General features: G+C 42.1%; 16 protein-coding genes. All 16 read left to right on the forward strand.

Annotated elements, in window-relative coordinates:
- The first annotated feature begins 808 nt into the window (after nt 1-808).
- The gene (locus tag ABIL39_03110) at nt 809-1,900 is read left to right on the forward strand and encodes an acyl-CoA dehydrogenase family protein (GenBank protein MEO0165108.1); all 1,092 of its coding nucleotides are present in this window, start codon (nt 809-811) and stop codon (nt 1,898-1,900) included.
- Nucleotides 1,901-1,932: 32 nt separating this feature from the next.
- Entirely contained in the window at nt 1,933-3,054 is a 1,122-nt protein-coding gene (locus ABIL39_03115; GenBank protein ID MEO0165109.1) for an acyl-CoA dehydrogenase family protein, read from the forward strand.
- Nucleotides 3,055-3,181: 127 nt separating this feature from the next.
- On the forward strand, nt 3,182-4,324 hold the full coding sequence (locus tag ABIL39_03120; protein ID MEO0165110.1) for an acyl-CoA dehydrogenase: 1,143 nt from the start codon (nt 3,182-3,184) through the stop codon (nt 4,322-4,324).
- A 43-nt stretch (nt 4,325-4,367) separates the two neighbouring features.
- The gene (locus ABIL39_03125; protein ID MEO0165111.1) at nt 4,368-5,138 is read left to right on the forward strand and encodes an electron transfer flavoprotein subunit beta/FixA family protein; all 771 of its coding nucleotides are present in this window, start codon (nt 4,368-4,370) and stop codon (nt 5,136-5,138) included.
- A 24-nt stretch (nt 5,139-5,162) separates the two neighbouring features.
- Nucleotides 5,163-6,149, forward strand: a complete 987-nt coding sequence (locus tag ABIL39_03130; protein ID MEO0165112.1) for an electron transfer flavoprotein subunit alpha/FixB family protein — start codon at nt 5,163-5,165, stop codon at nt 6,147-6,149.
- A gap of 128 nt (nt 6,150-6,277) precedes the next feature.
- On the forward strand, nt 6,278-7,450 hold the full coding sequence (locus tag ABIL39_03135) for a (Fe-S)-binding protein (protein ID MEO0165113.1): 1,173 nt from the start codon (nt 6,278-6,280) through the stop codon (nt 7,448-7,450).
- 275 nt (nt 7,451-7,725) lie between these two features.
- Nucleotides 7,726-9,402 (forward strand): glutamine--tRNA ligase/YqeY domain fusion protein, encoded by a 1,677-nt coding sequence (locus ABIL39_03140; protein ID MEO0165114.1) that lies wholly within the window; start codon nt 7,726-7,728, stop codon nt 9,400-9,402.
- An 18-nt stretch (nt 9,403-9,420) separates the two neighbouring features.
- The gene (locus ABIL39_03145) at nt 9,421-9,906 is read left to right on the forward strand and encodes an asparaginase domain-containing protein (GenBank protein MEO0165115.1); all 486 of its coding nucleotides are present in this window, start codon (nt 9,421-9,423) and stop codon (nt 9,904-9,906) included.
- Between the two features lie 8 nt (nt 9,907-9,914).
- Nucleotides 9,915-10,847, forward strand: coding sequence for a methylmalonyl Co-A mutase-associated GTPase MeaB (gene meaB / locus ABIL39_03150; GenBank protein ID MEO0165116.1), 933 nt, complete (start codon nt 9,915-9,917; stop codon nt 10,845-10,847).
- A 12-nt stretch (nt 10,848-10,859) separates the two neighbouring features.
- On the forward strand, nt 10,860-12,500 hold the full coding sequence (locus ABIL39_03155) for a methylmalonyl-CoA mutase family protein (GenBank protein ID MEO0165117.1): 1,641 nt from the start codon (nt 10,860-10,862) through the stop codon (nt 12,498-12,500).
- A gap of 63 nt (nt 12,501-12,563) precedes the next feature.
- Complete coding sequence (locus ABIL39_03160) at nt 12,564-13,004, forward strand: cobalamin B12-binding domain-containing protein (GenBank protein MEO0165118.1); 441 nt, start codon at nt 12,564-12,566, stop codon at nt 13,002-13,004.
- A gap of 68 nt (nt 13,005-13,072) precedes the next feature.
- The gene (locus ABIL39_03165; GenBank protein MEO0165119.1) at nt 13,073-13,294 is read left to right on the forward strand and encodes a DUF6800 family protein; all 222 of its coding nucleotides are present in this window, start codon (nt 13,073-13,075) and stop codon (nt 13,292-13,294) included.
- Complete coding sequence (locus ABIL39_03170; protein ID MEO0165120.1) at nt 13,291-14,136, forward strand: MBL fold metallo-hydrolase; 846 nt, start codon at nt 13,291-13,293, stop codon at nt 14,134-14,136. Before ABIL39_03165 ends, ABIL39_03170 begins: the two co-directional genes overlap by 4 nt.
- A gap of 37 nt (nt 14,137-14,173) precedes the next feature.
- Nucleotides 14,174-15,721, forward strand: coding sequence for an acyl-CoA carboxylase subunit beta (locus ABIL39_03175; protein ID MEO0165121.1), 1,548 nt, complete (start codon nt 14,174-14,176; stop codon nt 15,719-15,721).
- Nucleotides 15,722-15,836: 115 nt separating this feature from the next.
- Entirely contained in the window at nt 15,837-17,336 is a 1,500-nt protein-coding gene (locus tag ABIL39_03180; protein ID MEO0165122.1) for an acetyl-CoA carboxylase biotin carboxylase subunit, read from the forward strand.
- Between the two features lie 662 nt (nt 17,337-17,998).
- Nucleotides 17,999-18,202, forward strand: coding sequence for a hypothetical protein (locus ABIL39_03185; GenBank protein MEO0165123.1), 204 nt, complete (start codon nt 17,999-18,001; stop codon nt 18,200-18,202).
- Nucleotides 18,203-18,217 lie beyond the last annotated feature (15 nt).

Genomic DNA, 18,217 nt, shown 5'->3' on the forward strand with positions numbered 1-18,217 from the left:
ATCCGCCAGAGGTATGAAATATTTGCCTGTCCTTTGAAAGGCGTTTATAATGCATTTAATAAAGCGATAGAGCCATTTTTAAAAATCATCCTGGAGGTAGTTTAGAATATAGCCAGGTTTTAAAGTTAGACCCAATGTTAGCCCACCAGAAGATTGTGGATTGTTATTTTTATCAAGCTCACCGGAATATCACTAAGACGGCTCGGTGGATTGGTGTTTCACGGCCTACGGTCTCCAAATGGCTTAAGCGGTTCTTTCTGGAGGGTGGGGGGGTTTAAAGAATCGTTCTTCTCGTCCCCATTATTCACCGAATAAGACCCCGGAGCATGTTGAGCGTTTGGTTTTAGAGATTTTCCAGAAGAGACCCTAAGATTTAAAAACATTTATCCGCAGGCTAAAGCCTGCGACTACCATTTTACCGGTTACCACCTCGGGTTGGCATTTTTTATTTAAGCAAGGCTAAAGCCTTGCCCTACAAAAGGAGACAGCGCTAAATTATTGATTACCCTTACAAATCTTGCCCATGAGTTTTATCGTCCCTTTATAAAGATATAAAAAATATGGAGAGGACTCAGCTGCATTATTTATTGACATCAGTTAGATTTTTATTATAATTATCACTATAAATCGCTGTTCTCATAGTAAGTCTTTTTTGGTCAGTTATGGATTGGATCTGTAACTGACAAGGGCGGTAGCCTATGCTATTTTTGTCTTGATACCCCAAAATAACCAATGCCCGGAATAGCGAGGGCACTTTATTAAAAATCCTAAAGTTCCAAAAATCAATGTTCCTAGATAAGGAGTTTTAATGGGTTTAATAAAATTTAACAACGAACAAAAATTAATCGAGAATGAAATAAGAAAGTTTGCAGTTCAGGAGATTGAACCTATATCCCAGAAGATCGAAAAGGACGGTAGAATCCCTGAAGGAATCTTTAAAAAACTGATGGAATTAGGATTGTTAGCACCAATAATCCCTCTTGAATTGGGTGGTGCGGGAATGGATACGACAAGTCTATGCATTATCATTGAAGAATTATCGAAATATTGTGCTTCGCTTGGCTTGGTGATTGCGGTCAATAATGGACTTGGTTCATTTACATTGTTAAAATTGGGGCTTGAGAAAGCAAAACCGTATCTTACCAGGCTTATTAATGGAGAAATCGTGGGGTTTTCATATGATGGTGAATCAAAGGATTTAGAGATAGTTCAAGAAAATCCTTTGATAATAAATGGTAAAAGGAGGTTTGTTTTTAACGGCGAATTGGCGAATTTTTTTCTCTTCGAACTCAATACCGAAAAAGGTTCCGGATTGTTTGTTATAGAGAAATCAGCTTCAAAGCAGATAGAAATACCATATTCATTAGGAATGAAAGGGGCAGGTATTGCGGATATAGTTTTTGAAAAGTTACAAATCTCCGAAGAGTCCCGGTTGATAGATGGGGTAAATTTTATCAAAGCAATGGAAGGAATAAATAGCTATTTTAATCTTTGTCTTTCGGCTATAGCATTAGGTATCGCCCAGGCTGGGTTGGATGCATCAATAAAATACTCAAAAGAGCGTCGGCAATTCAATAGACCGATATGCGAATTCCCGATGGTCAGGGAGATGCTGGCAGAGATGAAAATAAAAATCGAATCAGCACGGAATCTTGTTTATGACGCAGCAAACCGGGTTGATTCTGGAGAGGATTATATACTTGCTGCTGATATTGCGCTCGCTACTGCTGCCGAAACCGCAGTCTATTGTGGCATAAAATCGGTTCAGGTCTTCGGCGGCTATGGCTATACCAAAGATTATCCAGTTGAGAGATACCTAAGGGATGCAAAAAGCATTCAGGTTATAGGTCGGTCGGGTTTTGTTTTAAAAGAGAAAATAGTCAGAAACCTACTCGGATAGCATAAAAGAATGGAGATAAAAGGTGGTGGCCTATGATATTGAGCGAAAAACATAAAGAATTTAGGGAAAAGGTGCAGGCATTTGCTAATAATGAAGTAGCACCCAGGGCAAAAGAGATAGACAAAAAGGGTGAATTTCCCTGGGATCTGGTGAAGAGAATGGGCGAACTTGGTTTTCTGGGTATCTATATCCCAAGGGAATATGGTGGGGCAGGACTTGATGTTCTTTCCTATGCAATTGCGGTTGAGGAGATCGGCCGGGTATGTGGTTCAACAGGAATATTTTTAGCTGCCCATTCCTCTCTTGGCGTATTTCCAATTTATTATGCAGGCACTGAAGAACAGAAGAAAAAATGGCTCATCCCTTTAGCCAGAGGAGAGAAGATTGGTTCCTTTGGTCTGACCGAACCCAACGCCGGGAGCGATGCTGCAGGTACCCAGACACGATTCCGGCTTGAGGGTGAGAAATACATCATCAATGGAACAAAGCGGTTTATTACCTCAGGGCATGTGGCGGATGTGATTATTTTTACTGCTACTAAAGATCCGGCATTAGGTTATAAAGGAATCTCAGCGTTTGTCGTAGAAAAGGGTACACCAGGATTTACACTGGGTAGAGAGGAGGATAAACTCGGTTTGCGTGGTTCAATAACCTCGGAATTGATATTTGAAGATTGCGCAATTCCCAAAGAGAATATTCTGGGCAAAGAAGGTGATGGATTTAAAATCTTTATGGAGACACTCGATGGAGGACGAATTTCAATTGGTGCCCTGGCATTGGGTATTGCTCAGGGGGCGCTTGATGCCTCTATTAAATTCATTCAAGAAAATGGATTGAGTAAAAACCAGTACTTACAAGAGAGGGTTGCGGAAATGGCGACCGAGATCGAAGCCGCAAGACTATTAGTTTATCATGCTGCACAATTAAAAGATGCCGGTTTACCCTATGTCAAAGAATCAGCGATGGCGAAATATTATGCCTCTACGATCGGAATGAAGGTGACAAGTATGGCAATTGATATCCATGGCCTACTTGGTATCACCGACGAATATCCCGTGGAGCGGTTTTTACGCGATGAAAAATTAATGGAGATTGGTGAGGGAACGAGTGAAATTCAAAAGATTGTTATTGCCCGGCAGATTTTGGGAAAATAGATATTGCGAAGCATTCCATAATTAGGTAGGATGTGCGACTTTTGGTATTATGGAGGTCATGTAGCTATAGCAGAGATCCCGATTTTTAGTCGGGATGGATTGGGGGTATTTTAAAGCAGGAGGTAAAATGAATTTTGATTTAACTGCTGAACAAAAGATGCTTCAAGACCAGGTGCGTAAGTTTGCGGAAGCCGAACTGGCACCGGTCGCACCGGAGATAGACAAAACCGGTCAATTTCCTTGGGAAAATATTAAAAAATGTGCCAAACAGGGACTGCTTGGTATTATCGTTCCGGAAAAATATGGAGGCTCGGGATTGGATTTTGTTTCGCTGGCAATCGCTATTGAGGAAATATCACGTGTCTGCGCTACTACCGGGGTTATCGTGGCGGTGAATAATTCCCTTGTCACCTATCCCATTCTCACCTTCGGAACCGAGGAACAGAAGCAGAAGTATTTACCCCTTTTGTGCAGTGGCGAAAAGATTGGAGCGATTGGTATAACGGAACCGAATGCTGGAAGCGATGTGGCAGGAATGGAGACCACTGCAAGACTTGAAGGAGATTATTATATCCTCAATGGCACTAAGCGCTTTATTACCAATGGCACCGAGGCGGGAATATATGTGGTATTTGCCTACACCAATCGCGAATTGAAGCACAAAGGAATGTCGGCATTTATTGTGGAACGCGGAACCCCGGGTTTCAGTCTCGGGAAACACGAAGACTTGATGGGTATAAGAGCGAGTGGGAATTGTGAATTGATATTTGAAGATTGTAAAATTCCTAAAGAAAACCTACTCGGCAAAGAAGGAGAAGGATTTAAAATCTGTATGAATACATTGGATGTCTCCCGGGTGGATATCGGTGCTCAGGCAGTGGGTATCGCTCAGGCGGCACTCGAAGCAGCAATAAAATATTCAAAAGAGCGGAAGGCATTTGGTCAGCCAATCTGTGAGTTTGAAATGATACAATCCATGCTGGCCGAGATGGCGACTCAGATTCACGCTGCCCGGTTGCTCGTTTACTATGCAGGATTTTGCAAGGATAAAGGCATGCCGCGTTTTTCCAAAGAATCAGCCATGGCAAAGTATTTTGCCGCTACAATCGCCGTGGATGTTACGAGAAAAGCAGTTCAGATTTTTGGCGGCTATGGTTATACCAAAGATTATGTTGTTGAGCGGTTATACCGAGACGCCAAAATACTTGAACTCTATGAGGGAACGAGCGAAATTCAGAAGATTGTGATTGCCCGGGAATTGCTAAAGTGAAAAATAACTTTAGGAATAGTAAGCTTTCTAAAAAGGAGGTAAATTGGATATTATCGTTTGTATAAAAAGGGTGCCCCAGACTGCTGAAGCAGAGGTCAAGATTGATGCCACGGGACGCGATATTATAAAAGACCGACTCACCTTTGATATGAATGAATCCGATAGTTACGCCCTGGAAGAGGCGATACTGTTGAAAGAGAAATATGGCGGTTCGGTGACGGTCGTAAGTCTTGGTTACCCGGATAGTGAGGATACTTTGAGAATTGCCCTGGCAAAGGGCGGTGATTCTGCAATAAGGATAAAACAGGAAGAGATGGGCGAGCTGGATGGATACAAAACTGCTCAAATTTTGAGTTCGGTCATCAGGGGTCTGAAATATGATTTGATACTCACGGGCTGTATGGCGACCGATGATGCTTATTCACTCGTCGGACAGACTGTTGCTGAACTGCTCGGTATTCCCCATGCCACTTTGGTTACAAAACTTGAAGTAATTAACAGCAAATTACAGGTTTACCGGGAGCTCGAAGGCGGTTTGCTGGAACATCTGGAGATGACACTTCCGGCTTTGGTTACAATTCAAACCGGAATAAATGCACCTCGTTTCGCTTCTTTGATTGCTATCCGGCGTGCGGCCAGCAAGGAGATAAGGACCATCGGGAAAAGTGAGCTCAGTGCTGATTTAGAAGCATGCTCAATTCTCGAGGAACTTTCTTTACCTCCGGTCGGTAAGAAGGCTGAAATTATTACGGGTGCACCGGATGAGATTGCGACCAAGGTTGCCACGATTATAAAAGAAAAAGGGTTGTTGTAAACTAAAAAACTGAAAGGGGGTTAAATGGCTGGGATAGCAATTCTCGTTGAACATCGCCAGGGGCAGATTCGCGACATCACTTTTGAACTTTTGACCCTGGGGCGCAAACTGGCGCAAAGTTTAAATACCAAATGCACGGCTGTGCTCCTGGCTGACGATTCTTCAAAATTTATTGGCCAATTGAAAGACCAGGCTGATCGTATAATCGTTATGGAGAGTGGGGTATTTAGAGATTTCAATGCCGAAGTATATCAGATTGCCTTAGCGGAAGTTTTGAAAAAGGAAACCCCGTTTTTGATGCTCATAGGCCATACCGCGCTTGGTATGGATCTGGGACCAGCACTCGCCACCCAGTTGGATCTGCCGTTTGCTACGGATTGCCTTGATGTACAGATTTTTGATGGCAAAGTGAGGGTTATTCGTTCGATGTATGATGGAAAATTAAATGCCCGGGTGCTTTTGAGAGAAAGTCCATCTTACATCCTTACCTGCCGGAGTGGAAACACACCTGTGGAAACAGCAAATCTTGATGCCGAAATTATAAATTGGGAACCACCGATAGATGCCCAACCCGAATATCGTAAATTCATTGAATACATTGAGGCTGCGGTCGGTGCGGTGGATATCACCAAGGCCGATATTATTGTCGCGGTGGGCAGAGGAATAAAAGATAAAGCAAATCTTCCTTTAATTGAAGACTTTGCCCGGGTGATCGGTGGAGTGCTGGGCTGTACCCGACCGGTTGTGGATGCTGGCTGGCTTCCTAAAGAGCATCAGGTCGGTTCATCAGGTAAGACTGTTAAACCTAAATTATATATCGCCCTGGGTATTTCAGGTGCATTCCAGCATATAATGGGGATGAAGAATTCAGATACTATCATCGCGGTTAACAAAGACCCTAATGCTCCGATATTTAATGAGGCAGATTACGGCATTGTTGAAGACCTTTTTAAAGTTGTTCCGGTTCTTAAGAATAAAATTCTGGAAATGAAACAAGCAAAAGGTATGTGAGAATTGTGGAATTTATATATAACCTAATTAATGTCTATCGTGATGATATTTATTAATTTACGAAATACGATAGACGATGGACGATACGGTCCTTTAAACCGTATAACTTTGAATGAAATAACAAAGACATGAATAATTCATTAAAACTCAATCCTGAAATCCGCCGACTGCTCCTCGAGCAAGGTGCGGAAGATGCAATAAAATGTTATGAATGCGGCCGGTGTATGGCTGCCTGCCCCTGGAATATGCTTGATGGTATAAATTATACCACATATCAGTTTCCGGATCTTGTGAGATTGGGTGCGATACTCTGTAGTGAAGACAAAGATGCAGTCTGTCGGGAAACAAATGAGGTATTTCGCTGTGTTGGTTGTGATAGTTGCCTTTATGAATGTCCAAGGAAGGTTAATATTTCCAATATCCTTCGTTCTGCACGTAGAATAATGATTGATTTTGGTTCGTATCCGGCAGAGCTAAAAAGCTTAATTTCCAGATTAACCAGTAATAACAATCCACTTGGTGAACCTCAGGAAAAGAGAAAAGAATGGGCACAGGGTTTAGATATAAAAGAGTACAATCCCGCACTTGAAAATCTTTTCTTTGTCTGCTGTATTACTGCCTACGACGCACGCGCAAAGAATGTGGCAAAGTCAATAGCACAGATATTTCAGAAAGCAGGTGTGAGTTTTGGCATTGCAAGCGAAAAAGAAAGTTGTTGTGGTGAGGCAATTAGACGAGCGGGCGGAGAGAAGGTGTTCCAGTTGTTATTTAACAATAATCTCAAGTCATTCCGAGAGTTAAATGTGAAGAATGCAATCGCAATTTCACCCCACTGCTATGCCATTTTTAATAATGAATATCGGAGTCATCACAATTTCCAGCCGTTTCACTACACACAGGTACTTTTTGAACAGATAAAACGCGGGAAGATAAAGCCTTCGAGACCATTCAACAAGATCGTAGTCTATCATGACCCGTGTACCCTGGGTCGTCAGAGTGGAATTTATGAAGAGCCAAGGGAGATATTAAAGTCAATTCCAGGATTGAAACTTGTTGAGGTTCCATTTTTCAATCGCAAGAATAGCGTCTGTTGTGGCGCAGGTTCAATGGGTTTATGGCGTGAATATGTGAATGATGAGCGTTTAGTCAATTTACGGTTGAGACAACTTCTTGCCACCGGTGCGGGAATAATTGCCGTTAGTTGTCCCTATTGTCTGCAGATGTTCGAAGAAACATTAAAATCAATGGATACAAATATTAAGGTTATGGATATTGCCGAGATTCTTTACGAATCTCTTTAATTCTGTAGCATCTGAGGTTCCATAGTAAATTATCTATTGGAGAGATGCTAAGAAATTGGTTGCCACCTTCCCAGCAAAAATTCAAAGGGCTTTTATAGTCCATAAACTTGTTCAAGGTTTGGTAACATTTTTTATCGGATATTTTTAAACAAACTTTCAGCAGTCCCTGAAGTTTAAACTCAGCCTATAGACTGGTTATGGAAGTAAGTCAAACCAGAAATGATACATAAATTTTTTGAGAAACTTGTTCAAAGCATAATTAAGAAAGGAATAATATGAACAATTCAAAACCCAAAGATTTTATTCGGGAAATCATTGATGAACATAATCGCACCGGCAGGTTCGGGGGAAAGGTTCATACGCGGTTTCCACCTGAACCCAACGGTTATCTACATATTGGACACGCAAAGGCGATCTGCATTGATTTTGGCATTGCTGAAGAATACGGCGGGCTCTGTAATCTGCGATTTGATGACACCAATCCCACCAAGGAAGAAACTGAATATGTGGAAGCAATTAAAGAGGATATCCGCTGGCTCGGTTTTGACTGGGGAGACCGGGAATACTATGCCTCTGATTACTTTGAAAAACTTTACGAGTTTGCTATCATCCTGATCAAAAAAGGGAAAGCCTATGTTTGTGATTGTACTCCTGAGGAAGTGCGGCGAATGCGCGGAACATTAACTGAACCTGGTGTGGAATGTCCACATCGCAATCGTTCGGTTGAAGAAAACCTTGAACTATTTAGAAGGATGAGAGCAGGTGAATTTCCGGATGGCTCCAGAACTTTGCGGGCAAAGATTGATATGAAACATGGTAATTTGAATATGCGCGATCCGATTATGTATCGTATCTTACATGTTCCACACCATCGTACTGGCGACAAATGGTGTATTTATCCCACCTATGATTGGGCACATGGTCAATCGGATTCTATTGAAGGGATTACCCATTCCATCTGCACGCTGGAGTTTGAAGACCATCGTCCATTATATGATTGGTTTCTGGATGAACTGGGTATTCATCATCCTCAACAGATTGAATTCGCTCGTCTCAATCTGACATATACTGTGCTGAGCAAACGGAAATTATTACAACTTGTTGAGGGCGGCTATGTGAGTGGCTGGGATGACCCGCGGATGCCAACAATTTCGGGCCTGAGGAGGAGAGGTTATACTCCGCAGGCGATAAGAAATTTCTGCGACATAATCGGTGTATCAAAGAATAACACGGTTGTGGACATTGCCTTGCTTGAACACTGTCTGCGCGATGATTTAAATAAACGGGCGCCCAGAAGGATGGCGGTTTTGAAACCTTTAAAGGTAATCATTGATAATTATCCGGATGGGCGTGTTGAAGAACTTGAGGCGATAAACAATCCAGAAGATTTAAGCATGGGAACCCGGAAGGTGCCGTTCTCAAAAGTAATCTATATTGAACAAGATGATTTTCGTGAAGACCCACCCAAAGAATTTTATCGATTGGCACCGGGTAGAGAAGTCCGACTGCGATATGCCTATTTCATTAAATGTGTTGATGTGGTAAAAGATAAAGAGGGTAATATCCTGGAAATCCACTGCACCTATGACCCGGCGACCCGGGGGGGTGATTCTCCAGACGGGCGTAAAGTAAAGTCCACATTACACTGGGTTTCGGCTGACCATTGTATTGAAGCCGAAGTGCGACTATACGACCGGCTATTTAAAACTGCAGACCCGGATGAAGGCGGTGATTTCCTGAAAAATTTAAATCCAGATTCGCTCAAGATTCTCACCGGTTGTAAACTGGAGCCGGCCCTCCGCGATGTCAAACCCGGGGATCTCTTCCAATTTGAGCGACTTGGTTATTTTTGTGTTGACAAAGATTCAAAGCCGGATAAACTAATTTTTAATCGCGCAGTGACAATCAAGGATACCTGGGCAAAAATTGAGGCACGTTTAAAGCAAAAATGAAAAAGGAGGAATGACTTTATGTCGATAAGAATTTTCGTAACCGGTGGCACATTTGATAAAGAGTATAATGAATTAACCGGTGAATTGTATTTTAAGGATACCCACATTCCTCAGATGTTGCGATTAGGAAGGTGTCGGGTTCCGGTAGAAATCAGAACCCTGATGATGATCGATAGCCGGAATATGACCGATGAAGACCGGGAATTGATTGCCCGAAATTGCATCAAAACTCCTGAAGCGCGCATTGTCATTACCCATGGCACTGATACAATGGTTGAAACCGCTAAATACTTAGCGGAGCGGGTGAAAAACAAAACGATTGTTTTAACTGGCGCCATGGTTCCATATACCTTTGGCAGTTCTGATGGGATGTTTAATCTTGGTTGCGCATTGGCATTTGTTCAGGTTCTGCCGCCTGGAGTTTACATCGCGATGAATGGACGGTATTTCACCCACGATAATGTCCGGAAGAATAAAAAGACCGGCGAGTTTGAGGAACTTTAACAACCTGCATGGATTTAATCAAAAGTCTTTTAAAAGGGGATAAACTGAGTATAGCCCGGATTATCACCCGGGTTGAAAATGACACCGGTTATGAGATTCTGGATAAGATTTATCCTTTTACCGGCCGGGCATTTCATATTGGAATTACTGGGCCACCGGGTGCGGGTAAATCTACTCTGGTTAATGCAATCGCCAAGAAGTTTCTCGCTAAAAATTTTAAAATAGGAATTATTGCGGTTGATCCCACTTCGCCTTTTTCCGGTGGTGCACTTCTGGGCGACCGGATAAGAATGAGCGATTTGGCACTTCATAAAAATGTTTTCATTCGGAGTATGGCGACCCGGGGTAGCCTTGGTGGTCTCTCCAGGAAAACCAAAGATGTGGCGTTAGTTCTTGATGCCGCAGGTATGGATTACATTTTAATTGAGACAGTTGGTGTAGGTCAGGTGGAACTCGATATTGCCCAGGTATGTGATACAAAAATCGTAGTCCTTGTTCCAGAGTCAGGCGATTCCATCCAGGCGATGAAGGCTGGTCTTTTAGAGATCGCAGATATTGTTGTCGTAAATAAAGGTGATAGGGAAGGGAGTGATGCTCTTTTGACTGAGTTGAAATTTGCCTTTGATTTAAGACCAAAATCAACTTGGGGTGTTCCGATTTTAAAAACCGTTGCCACTGAAGAGTCGGGCATTGAAGAACTGGTAGGAAAGATAAAATCCCATGAGGATTATCTTAAAAGTAGTGGGGAATGGCAAAAAATCAAAAAACAGAGGATTCTTAACCAAATTCATGAGTATATTGAGTTGGAGATAAAAAGACATCTCCATGAATCGGTCATTGATGATACACAACTAAACCGCTACGTTGAAAAAATTATGGAGCGGAAAGAGAGTCCCTTTAAAGTGGCTCAAAAAATTCTGAGCCAGATGTTAAAGGGATAAAAGGAGGTGCCGATGGCGGAATCAAGAAAGAAACAATGGGAAGAAAAATATAAGAGTTGCCCGGAGCGGGATGCAAAATTTACCACCATTTCGGGTATTCCGTTAAAACCGCTTTATACACCTGAGGACCTCCCGGATTTTGATTATGAACGGGATCTTGGCTACCCAGGTGAATTTCCTTTTACTCGAGGTGTCCAGACCACAATGTATCGGGGGAGGTTATGGACAATGCGCCAATTTTCCGGAATGGGAACACCAAAGGATACGAATAAACGATACAAATATCTTTTGAAACACGGTCAGACCGGACTTTCAGTTGCCTTTGATTTTCCAACACTTTATGGCCGTGATTCTGATGATCCGTTTTCTCATGGCGAGGTGGGAAGATGTGGTGTCGCAGTGGATACCTTGAGGGATATGGAGATAATTTTTGATGGTATCCCGCTTGATAAAATCTCCACTTCCATGACGATTAATCCTCCCGCAGCGATGCTTCTTGCGATGTATATAGTGGTCGGTGAGAAACAAGGGGTACCCGCCCATCTCCTCACCGGCACTATCCAGAACGATATGCTAAAGGAATATCAGGCACAGAAGACTTGGATTTACCCTCCCGAACCTTCCATGCGGATTATCACTGATATTCTCGCTTTTTGTTCCGACCATGTACCCAAGTGGAATACGATTTCCATCTCTGGGTATCACATCCGTGAGGCAGGCGCTACCGCAGTCCAAGAACTTGCCTTTACGCTTGCTAATGGTTTTACCTATGTGGAATACGGAATAAAAGCGGGATTGCCCGTTGATAAGTTTGCACCCCGGTTATCTTTTTTCTTTAATTCCCATCTTGATTTCTTTGAAGAAATTGCCAAATTCCGGGCAGCAAGACGTATCTGGGCAAAGGTTATGCGGGAAAAATATAAAGCTCAGGACCCCCGTTCCTGGTTGATGCGTTTCCACACTCAGACTGCGGGTTGTACTTTAACCGCCCAACAACCAGAGAACAACATCGTGCGCACGGCCTTTGAAGCCTTAGCCGCAGTGCTGGGAGGCACCCAATCATTGCATACCAATTCGATGGATGAAACCTATGCTCTGCCGACAGAGAAAGCAGTTAAGATTGCCTTGCGTACTCAACAATTGATTGCCTATGAAACAGGGGTTGCTAATGTCATTGATCCATTGGGTGGGTCTTACTATGTTGAGTATTTAACAAACGAAATGGAAAGACGGGCTTATGAATATTTTGATAAAATCAATGCTCTCGGTGGTGTTTTACCCGCAATTGAAAAAGGATTCTTCCAGAAAGAAATTGCCAAAAGTGCCTACGAATACCAAAAGGCAATTGAAAAAAGAGAGAAATACCATGTGGGGATAAATATATTTCAAGAGGAAGAAAAACCGGATATTGAAATCTTAAAAATACCCCCCGAAGTGGAGGAGGAGCAGATTAAAAATTTAAAACAGGTGAAAAAGGAACGTAATACGGCTAAGGTAAAGGAGAAACTCCATGATTTGCGCAAAGCCGCGGAAAACGGCGAAAATTTAATGCCCCGAATACTGGAATGCGTCCGCGCCTATGCCACCTTGGGCGAGATGTGTAATACCTTAAAAGAAGTATTTGGGGTTTATCGTGAACCGATTATCTTTTAACTGGTCTACTCCAGATATGGCTTGGATATCATAAAAAATGACTGTGGAATCATAGGAGGTCTTATGACCAAAAAAATTCGCGTTCTGATCGGGAAACCCGGGCTTGATGGGCATGACCGGGGTGCGAAAGTAGTGGCAGCGGCCTTAAGAGATGCCGGCATGGAAGTGATTTATACCGGTCTGCATCAGACCTGTGAGGCAATCGTGGAAGCCGCAATCCAAGAAGATGTGGATTTGATTGGCTTGTCAATACTTTCTGGTGCTCATATGACAATATTCCCCAAAGTGCTGAAGTTGCTAAAGGAAAGAAAAGCAAATATTCCGGTAATCGGAGGCGGTATAATTCCGCAAGATGATGTTAAAAAACTGGAAAAAATGGGGGTTAAGAAGATATTTGGTCCGGGTACGCCCACCTCCGAAATTGTGGAGTGGATAAATAATAACATTGGTAAAACGGTTGAAAAATCTTCAAAGGGGCGGAAAGCAAAAAAGGTCCGCTCTTAACTAATAACTTTAACCTCTACTGAATGTTCTTTCTCTCTTAATAATTTATAAAATCACAGGAGGTGACGATGAAAAAAGGGCAGGTGCGTCAAACGGAATTACATCAAAGAGAAAAGAGACGCGAAAAGACAAATCGTTTGCGCATTAAATATTTGAATGCGCAAACCGAAGAAGAACGTAAAGCGATACTGGAAAAACTAATGAGGGTTAATCCTTATATCACCCTTGAACAATTTCTGAAACCAATCGAAAAGAAATTAAACAAAACAGAAAAGAAGGAGCAAAATTGAAATTCGGGTCCTTTGAACTCATTCTGATATCCGATGGTTCGTTTCTTCTTGATGGTGGAACGATGTTTGGTGTGGTTCCCAAGGTCCTGTGGCAAAAAATCTGGCAACCCGATGATTTGAATCGTATTGAAATACCCCTCAACTGTCTTTTAATAAAGACGCCCCAGGCAAATATTTTGGTGGATACCGGTATTGGCAATAAACTTGATAATAAATTCCGGGAAATTTATTGTGTAAAGCAGGTGACCGATTTAGCACATGAGTTGGCAAAACACGGAGTAAAATTCGAAGATGTGGATTTTGTGGTTAACACCCATCTTCATTTTGATCATTGCGGTTGGAATACAATCTTGTCTGCTTCTGATACGGTGATTCCAGCATTTCCAAATGCTCGGTATGTAATCCAGAAGCAGGAATGGTATGATGCAAATCATCCCAATGAGCGAACCCGGGCGAGTTATATTAAAGAAAATTATCTTCCCCTTGAGGGAGCCGGACTATTGAAGTTAGTTGACGGCGATTCCGAAATCATCCCTGGTGTGAGGGTGCTTAATACCATTGGACATACCAAAGGGCATCAATCGGTGCTTATTGAATCCGGGGGTAAAAAGGCGATATATTGGGGCGATTTTATGCCGACATCAGCCCACTTGAGGATTCCCTATCATACCAGTTTTGATCTTTATCCAATGGAACTTGTGGAATTGAAGAAAAAATATCTCCGTAGGGCAATTGATGAAAACTGGTTGATGATTTTTGAGCATGATCCCAATGTTGGGTTTGGGTATTTGGTAGAGGAAGGAGGAAAACCCGTTCTCAAACCGGTGGTTCCAGAAGAGTGATTGGGGGTTTTTGCACAATAAATAATGGAGGAAGGCGATGAGGATCAAGGATAAACTTAAGCACCTTGAAGAACTTGAAAAACAGGCACTCCTTGGAGGTGGGGAGGCAAGGATCAAAGCCCAGCACGATAAAGGAAAATTAACGGCGCGGGAGCGCATCAATTTACTTCTTGATAAAGGAACCTTCCGCGAGACCGATATGTTTGTTACACATCGCTGCACGGATTTTGATATGGATAAACAGAAAATTCTTGGTGACGGCGTAGTCACGGGTTACGGCAAGATAAATGGCAGGAATGTCTGCGTTTTTGCTGAAGATTTTACAGTCTTTGGCGGGTCGCTTTCAAAAGCTTATGCAGAAAAAATTTGCAAACTGCAGGATTTATCAATGAAGATGGGCTGTCCGATTATTGGACTTAAAGATTCGGGTGGGGCACGGATTCAGGAAGGGGTAGATAGTCTTGCTGGTTATACCGATGTTTTCCTGCGAAATGTCCTTGCCTCCGGCGTTGTGCCTCAGATTTCGGCAATAATGGGGCCCTGTGCTGGTGGTGCAGTTTACTCCCCGGCAATGACGGATTTTGTGATAATGGTAAAAGGTTCTTATATGTTTTTAACTGGTCCAGATGTTGTAAAGGCAGCAACCCATGAGGATGTCACATTTGAACAGCTCGGTGGTGCAATGGTGCATAATGAGAAATCTGGCGTTGCCCATTTTGCAGTGGATACCGAGATAGAATGCATCGAATTGATAAAGAAATTGCTCTCTTATATTCCCCAAAATAATTTAGAAGATCCACCCGCAATTGAATGCACCGATGATATTAATAGAATGGATAAAGAACTTGATGAGATAATTCCCGATAGTCCAATCAAACCCTATGACATGTATGAAGTAATAAAAAAGGTTGTTGATAATGGCGAATTTCTGGAAGTCCATCAACATTATGCAAAAAATTTAATTGTCGGGTTTGCTCGTCTGAATGGTAAATCGATTGGCGTGGTGGCAAATCAGCCGGCAGTCCTCGCAGGAGTATTGGATTGTGATTCCGCGATGAAAGGAGCAAGGTTTGTACGGTTCTGTGATTGTTTCAATATTCCAATTCTCACTTTTGTTGATGTTCCGGGATTTTTGCCTGGTACCGCTCAGGAATGGGGTGGTGTGATCAAACATGGCGCAAAATTACTTTATGCATTTTGTGAAGCAACTGTTCCTCGGGTGACGGTGATTACCAGAAAGGCTTATGGCGGTGCATATTGTGTTATGAGTTCAAAGCATACCCGTGCGGATATAAACTTTGCCTGGCCCAGTGCTGAGATTGCGGTGATGGGACCCGATGGAGCGGTGAAGATTTTGTATAAAAAAGAATTAAAAGAAGCAAAAGATCCTAAGGCATTGGAGAAAAAACTGATTGATGAATATACTGATAAATTTGCCAATCCATTTGTTACTGCATCAAAGGGTTATATTGATGCGATCATTCGACCTTCAGAAACCAGACCTCGGGTGATTGAGGCGTTTGAAATGATCGAAAACAAGCGTGATACAAATCCACCAAGGAAGCATGGAAATATACCGTTGTAAATTTGCAAGAAACATAGGATCTCTGCGCCTGCAGTATCGTTTCATTTTCAGTATTACTGCGTTCGCTGAATTATGATGTTTAAACTTTTACAATACGATACTAATTTAAACAATTATGTTTAAAAAAATTTTAGTTGCCAATCGGGGTGAGATTGCGGTACGGGTTTTAAGGGCCTGCAGGGAGATGGGTATAAAGTCAGTCACGGTCTATTCGGATGCTGACCGCACCGCTCTACATACCCGTTATGCTGACGAGGTCTATTATATCGGACCTTCGCCGTCAACCGAGAGTTATCTGCGGATAGAAAAGATAATTGATGTTGCAAAAAAGAGCGGTGCTGAAGCAATCCATCCAGGTTACGGGTTTCTTGCTGAAAACACGGAATTTGCCAAAGCCTGTGAGGATGCCGGGATTATTTTTATTGGACCGAATTCAAGGGCGATTGAACTTCTCGGCGATAAGATTGCCTCAAAGGTCACAATGGTAAAAGCAGGTGTGCCGGTGATACCAGGAAGTGAAGGAGCAGTGAAAGATGAGGTTGAGGCTTTGCAGGTGATAGAGAAAATAGGTTTACCGGTTCTTATTAAAGCCGCTGGGGGCGGAGGTGGAAAAGGGATGCGGGTTGTGAAGGACAAAAAAGATCTTGCAACTGCAATTAAACAGGCAACCGGTGAGGCACAATCAGCATTTGGCAATCCCACGATTTTTATTGAAAAATTTTTGGAACAGCCAAGGCATATAGAATTTCAGATTCTCGCGGATAATTATGGAAATGTTGTCCATTTATGCGAAAGGGAGTGCTCAATCCAGAGAAGGCATCAGAAACTAATTGAAGAATCGCCTTCGGCAATTATGACTCCGGAGCTCCGTGAAAAGATGGGTGAAGCAGCAAAGAAGGCAGTAAAGGCATCAGGATACAATAACGCGGGAACTGTGGAATTTATGGTTGACAAAGACAGGAATTTTTATTTCCTTGAGATGAATACCCGTTTGCAGGTTGAACATCCGGTTACCGAACTCGTGACTGGGATTGATATCGTGAAAGAACAATTCAAGATTGCAGCAGGGGAAAAATTATCTTTGAGACAGGAAGATATAAAGTTGAATGGTGCAGCGATTGAGTGTCGTATAACCGCTGAAGACCCGGAGAATAATTTTGCGCCATCAACGGGAAAGATTACGGAATTGATTGAACCAGGTGGCATTGGTGTTCGGCTTGATAGTGGTATATACAAAGGATTTGAGGTCCCAATTTACTACGACCCATTGATTGCGAAACTTCTGGTCTGGGCACCGACACGCAGAGAAGCAATAGAAAGGATGAAAAGGGCATTGAAAGAATATACAATCAGGGGGATAAAGACTTCTATTCCATTCCATTTGTTGGTGATGGAAAATCCGCAGTTTATTGCTGGTGAATATGATACGACTTTTATTGACCGGATTTTAGGTAAAATAGAGTATAGAAAAGAAAATTATGAGATAGCAGCAATTACCGCGCTGATTATCAAAACCCTGCAGGAGCAAAAGACAACGGTTGCTAAAAAGACAACCATGCAAAAAGTCAGTCCCTGGAAACTTGCCGCTCGCCAATCCATGCTCCGAAAGATGTAGCAGTACGATTCAGGGAAAATTTCTCAGTTTTTCCCCCTCGCCCTTTAATTTTATGTTTAATCCGTTCTACGGTTCACGGTAAAAGTTTGACGAATTTACAATCTGTCATGCTGAATTTATTTCAGCATCTAATGTGTAGCAGTGCGATTCATCGCGCATGTTTTTAAATCTTTTCTTTCTTAAAGGGAGAATTTCCCTCTCACTTCCCCCGTCCTTGAAAGGAGAAATTTTTCCACTAACTTCCTCGCCCTTGAAGGGAGAAATTTTCCAACTAACTTCCTCGCCCTTGAAGGGAGAGGGAAAGGGTGAGGGTGAATATTTAGATTGCCCGCCGCGCTACTTGGCTGATTCGGATTTGAAATTTTATTTATAAAATGTGGTGGCAGAGTTTACTCTGCCGTTATCCATTGACAAAAAAGTTGGAATAAATATAATAAAATATAATGATTTTTAATGTAATTGATGCAACATTAAGGAATTTCAATTGCCCCAAATCTAAATTTATAAGATTAACATTTCAGTTAAGAAGGACAATAAGTGAGATAGTGAGTATATTTAAAAATCATACCAGATTAACTAAAGACAAATGGAGTGTTTTTGAAATTTCATCAAAAAGAATCTATTGATAAAATGGAATTAGCTATGATGCTAAGAGAGGAGTTATGAAGACATTTGAAGTTATTTTAACAAAATCGTATATTGTTAGAATAAAAGCAAAAGATTGCAATAAGGCGAAAGAATTCGCGGAATTATTCACCGGGGATATTCAAGATATATCATCTGTAGATGATAGAAAAAGATTCAAATTCGAAATAGAAAATATTGATTGCAAAGTAAATGAGGTGTTTGAATGCAAAGAAATATAATATCCTAATGGGAAG

It is taken from the genome of candidate division WOR-3 bacterium, assembly GCA_039802205.1.
Taxonomy (GTDB): domain Bacteria; phylum Hydrothermota; class Tepidihabitantia; order SM23-42; family JAOAFX01; genus JAOAFX01.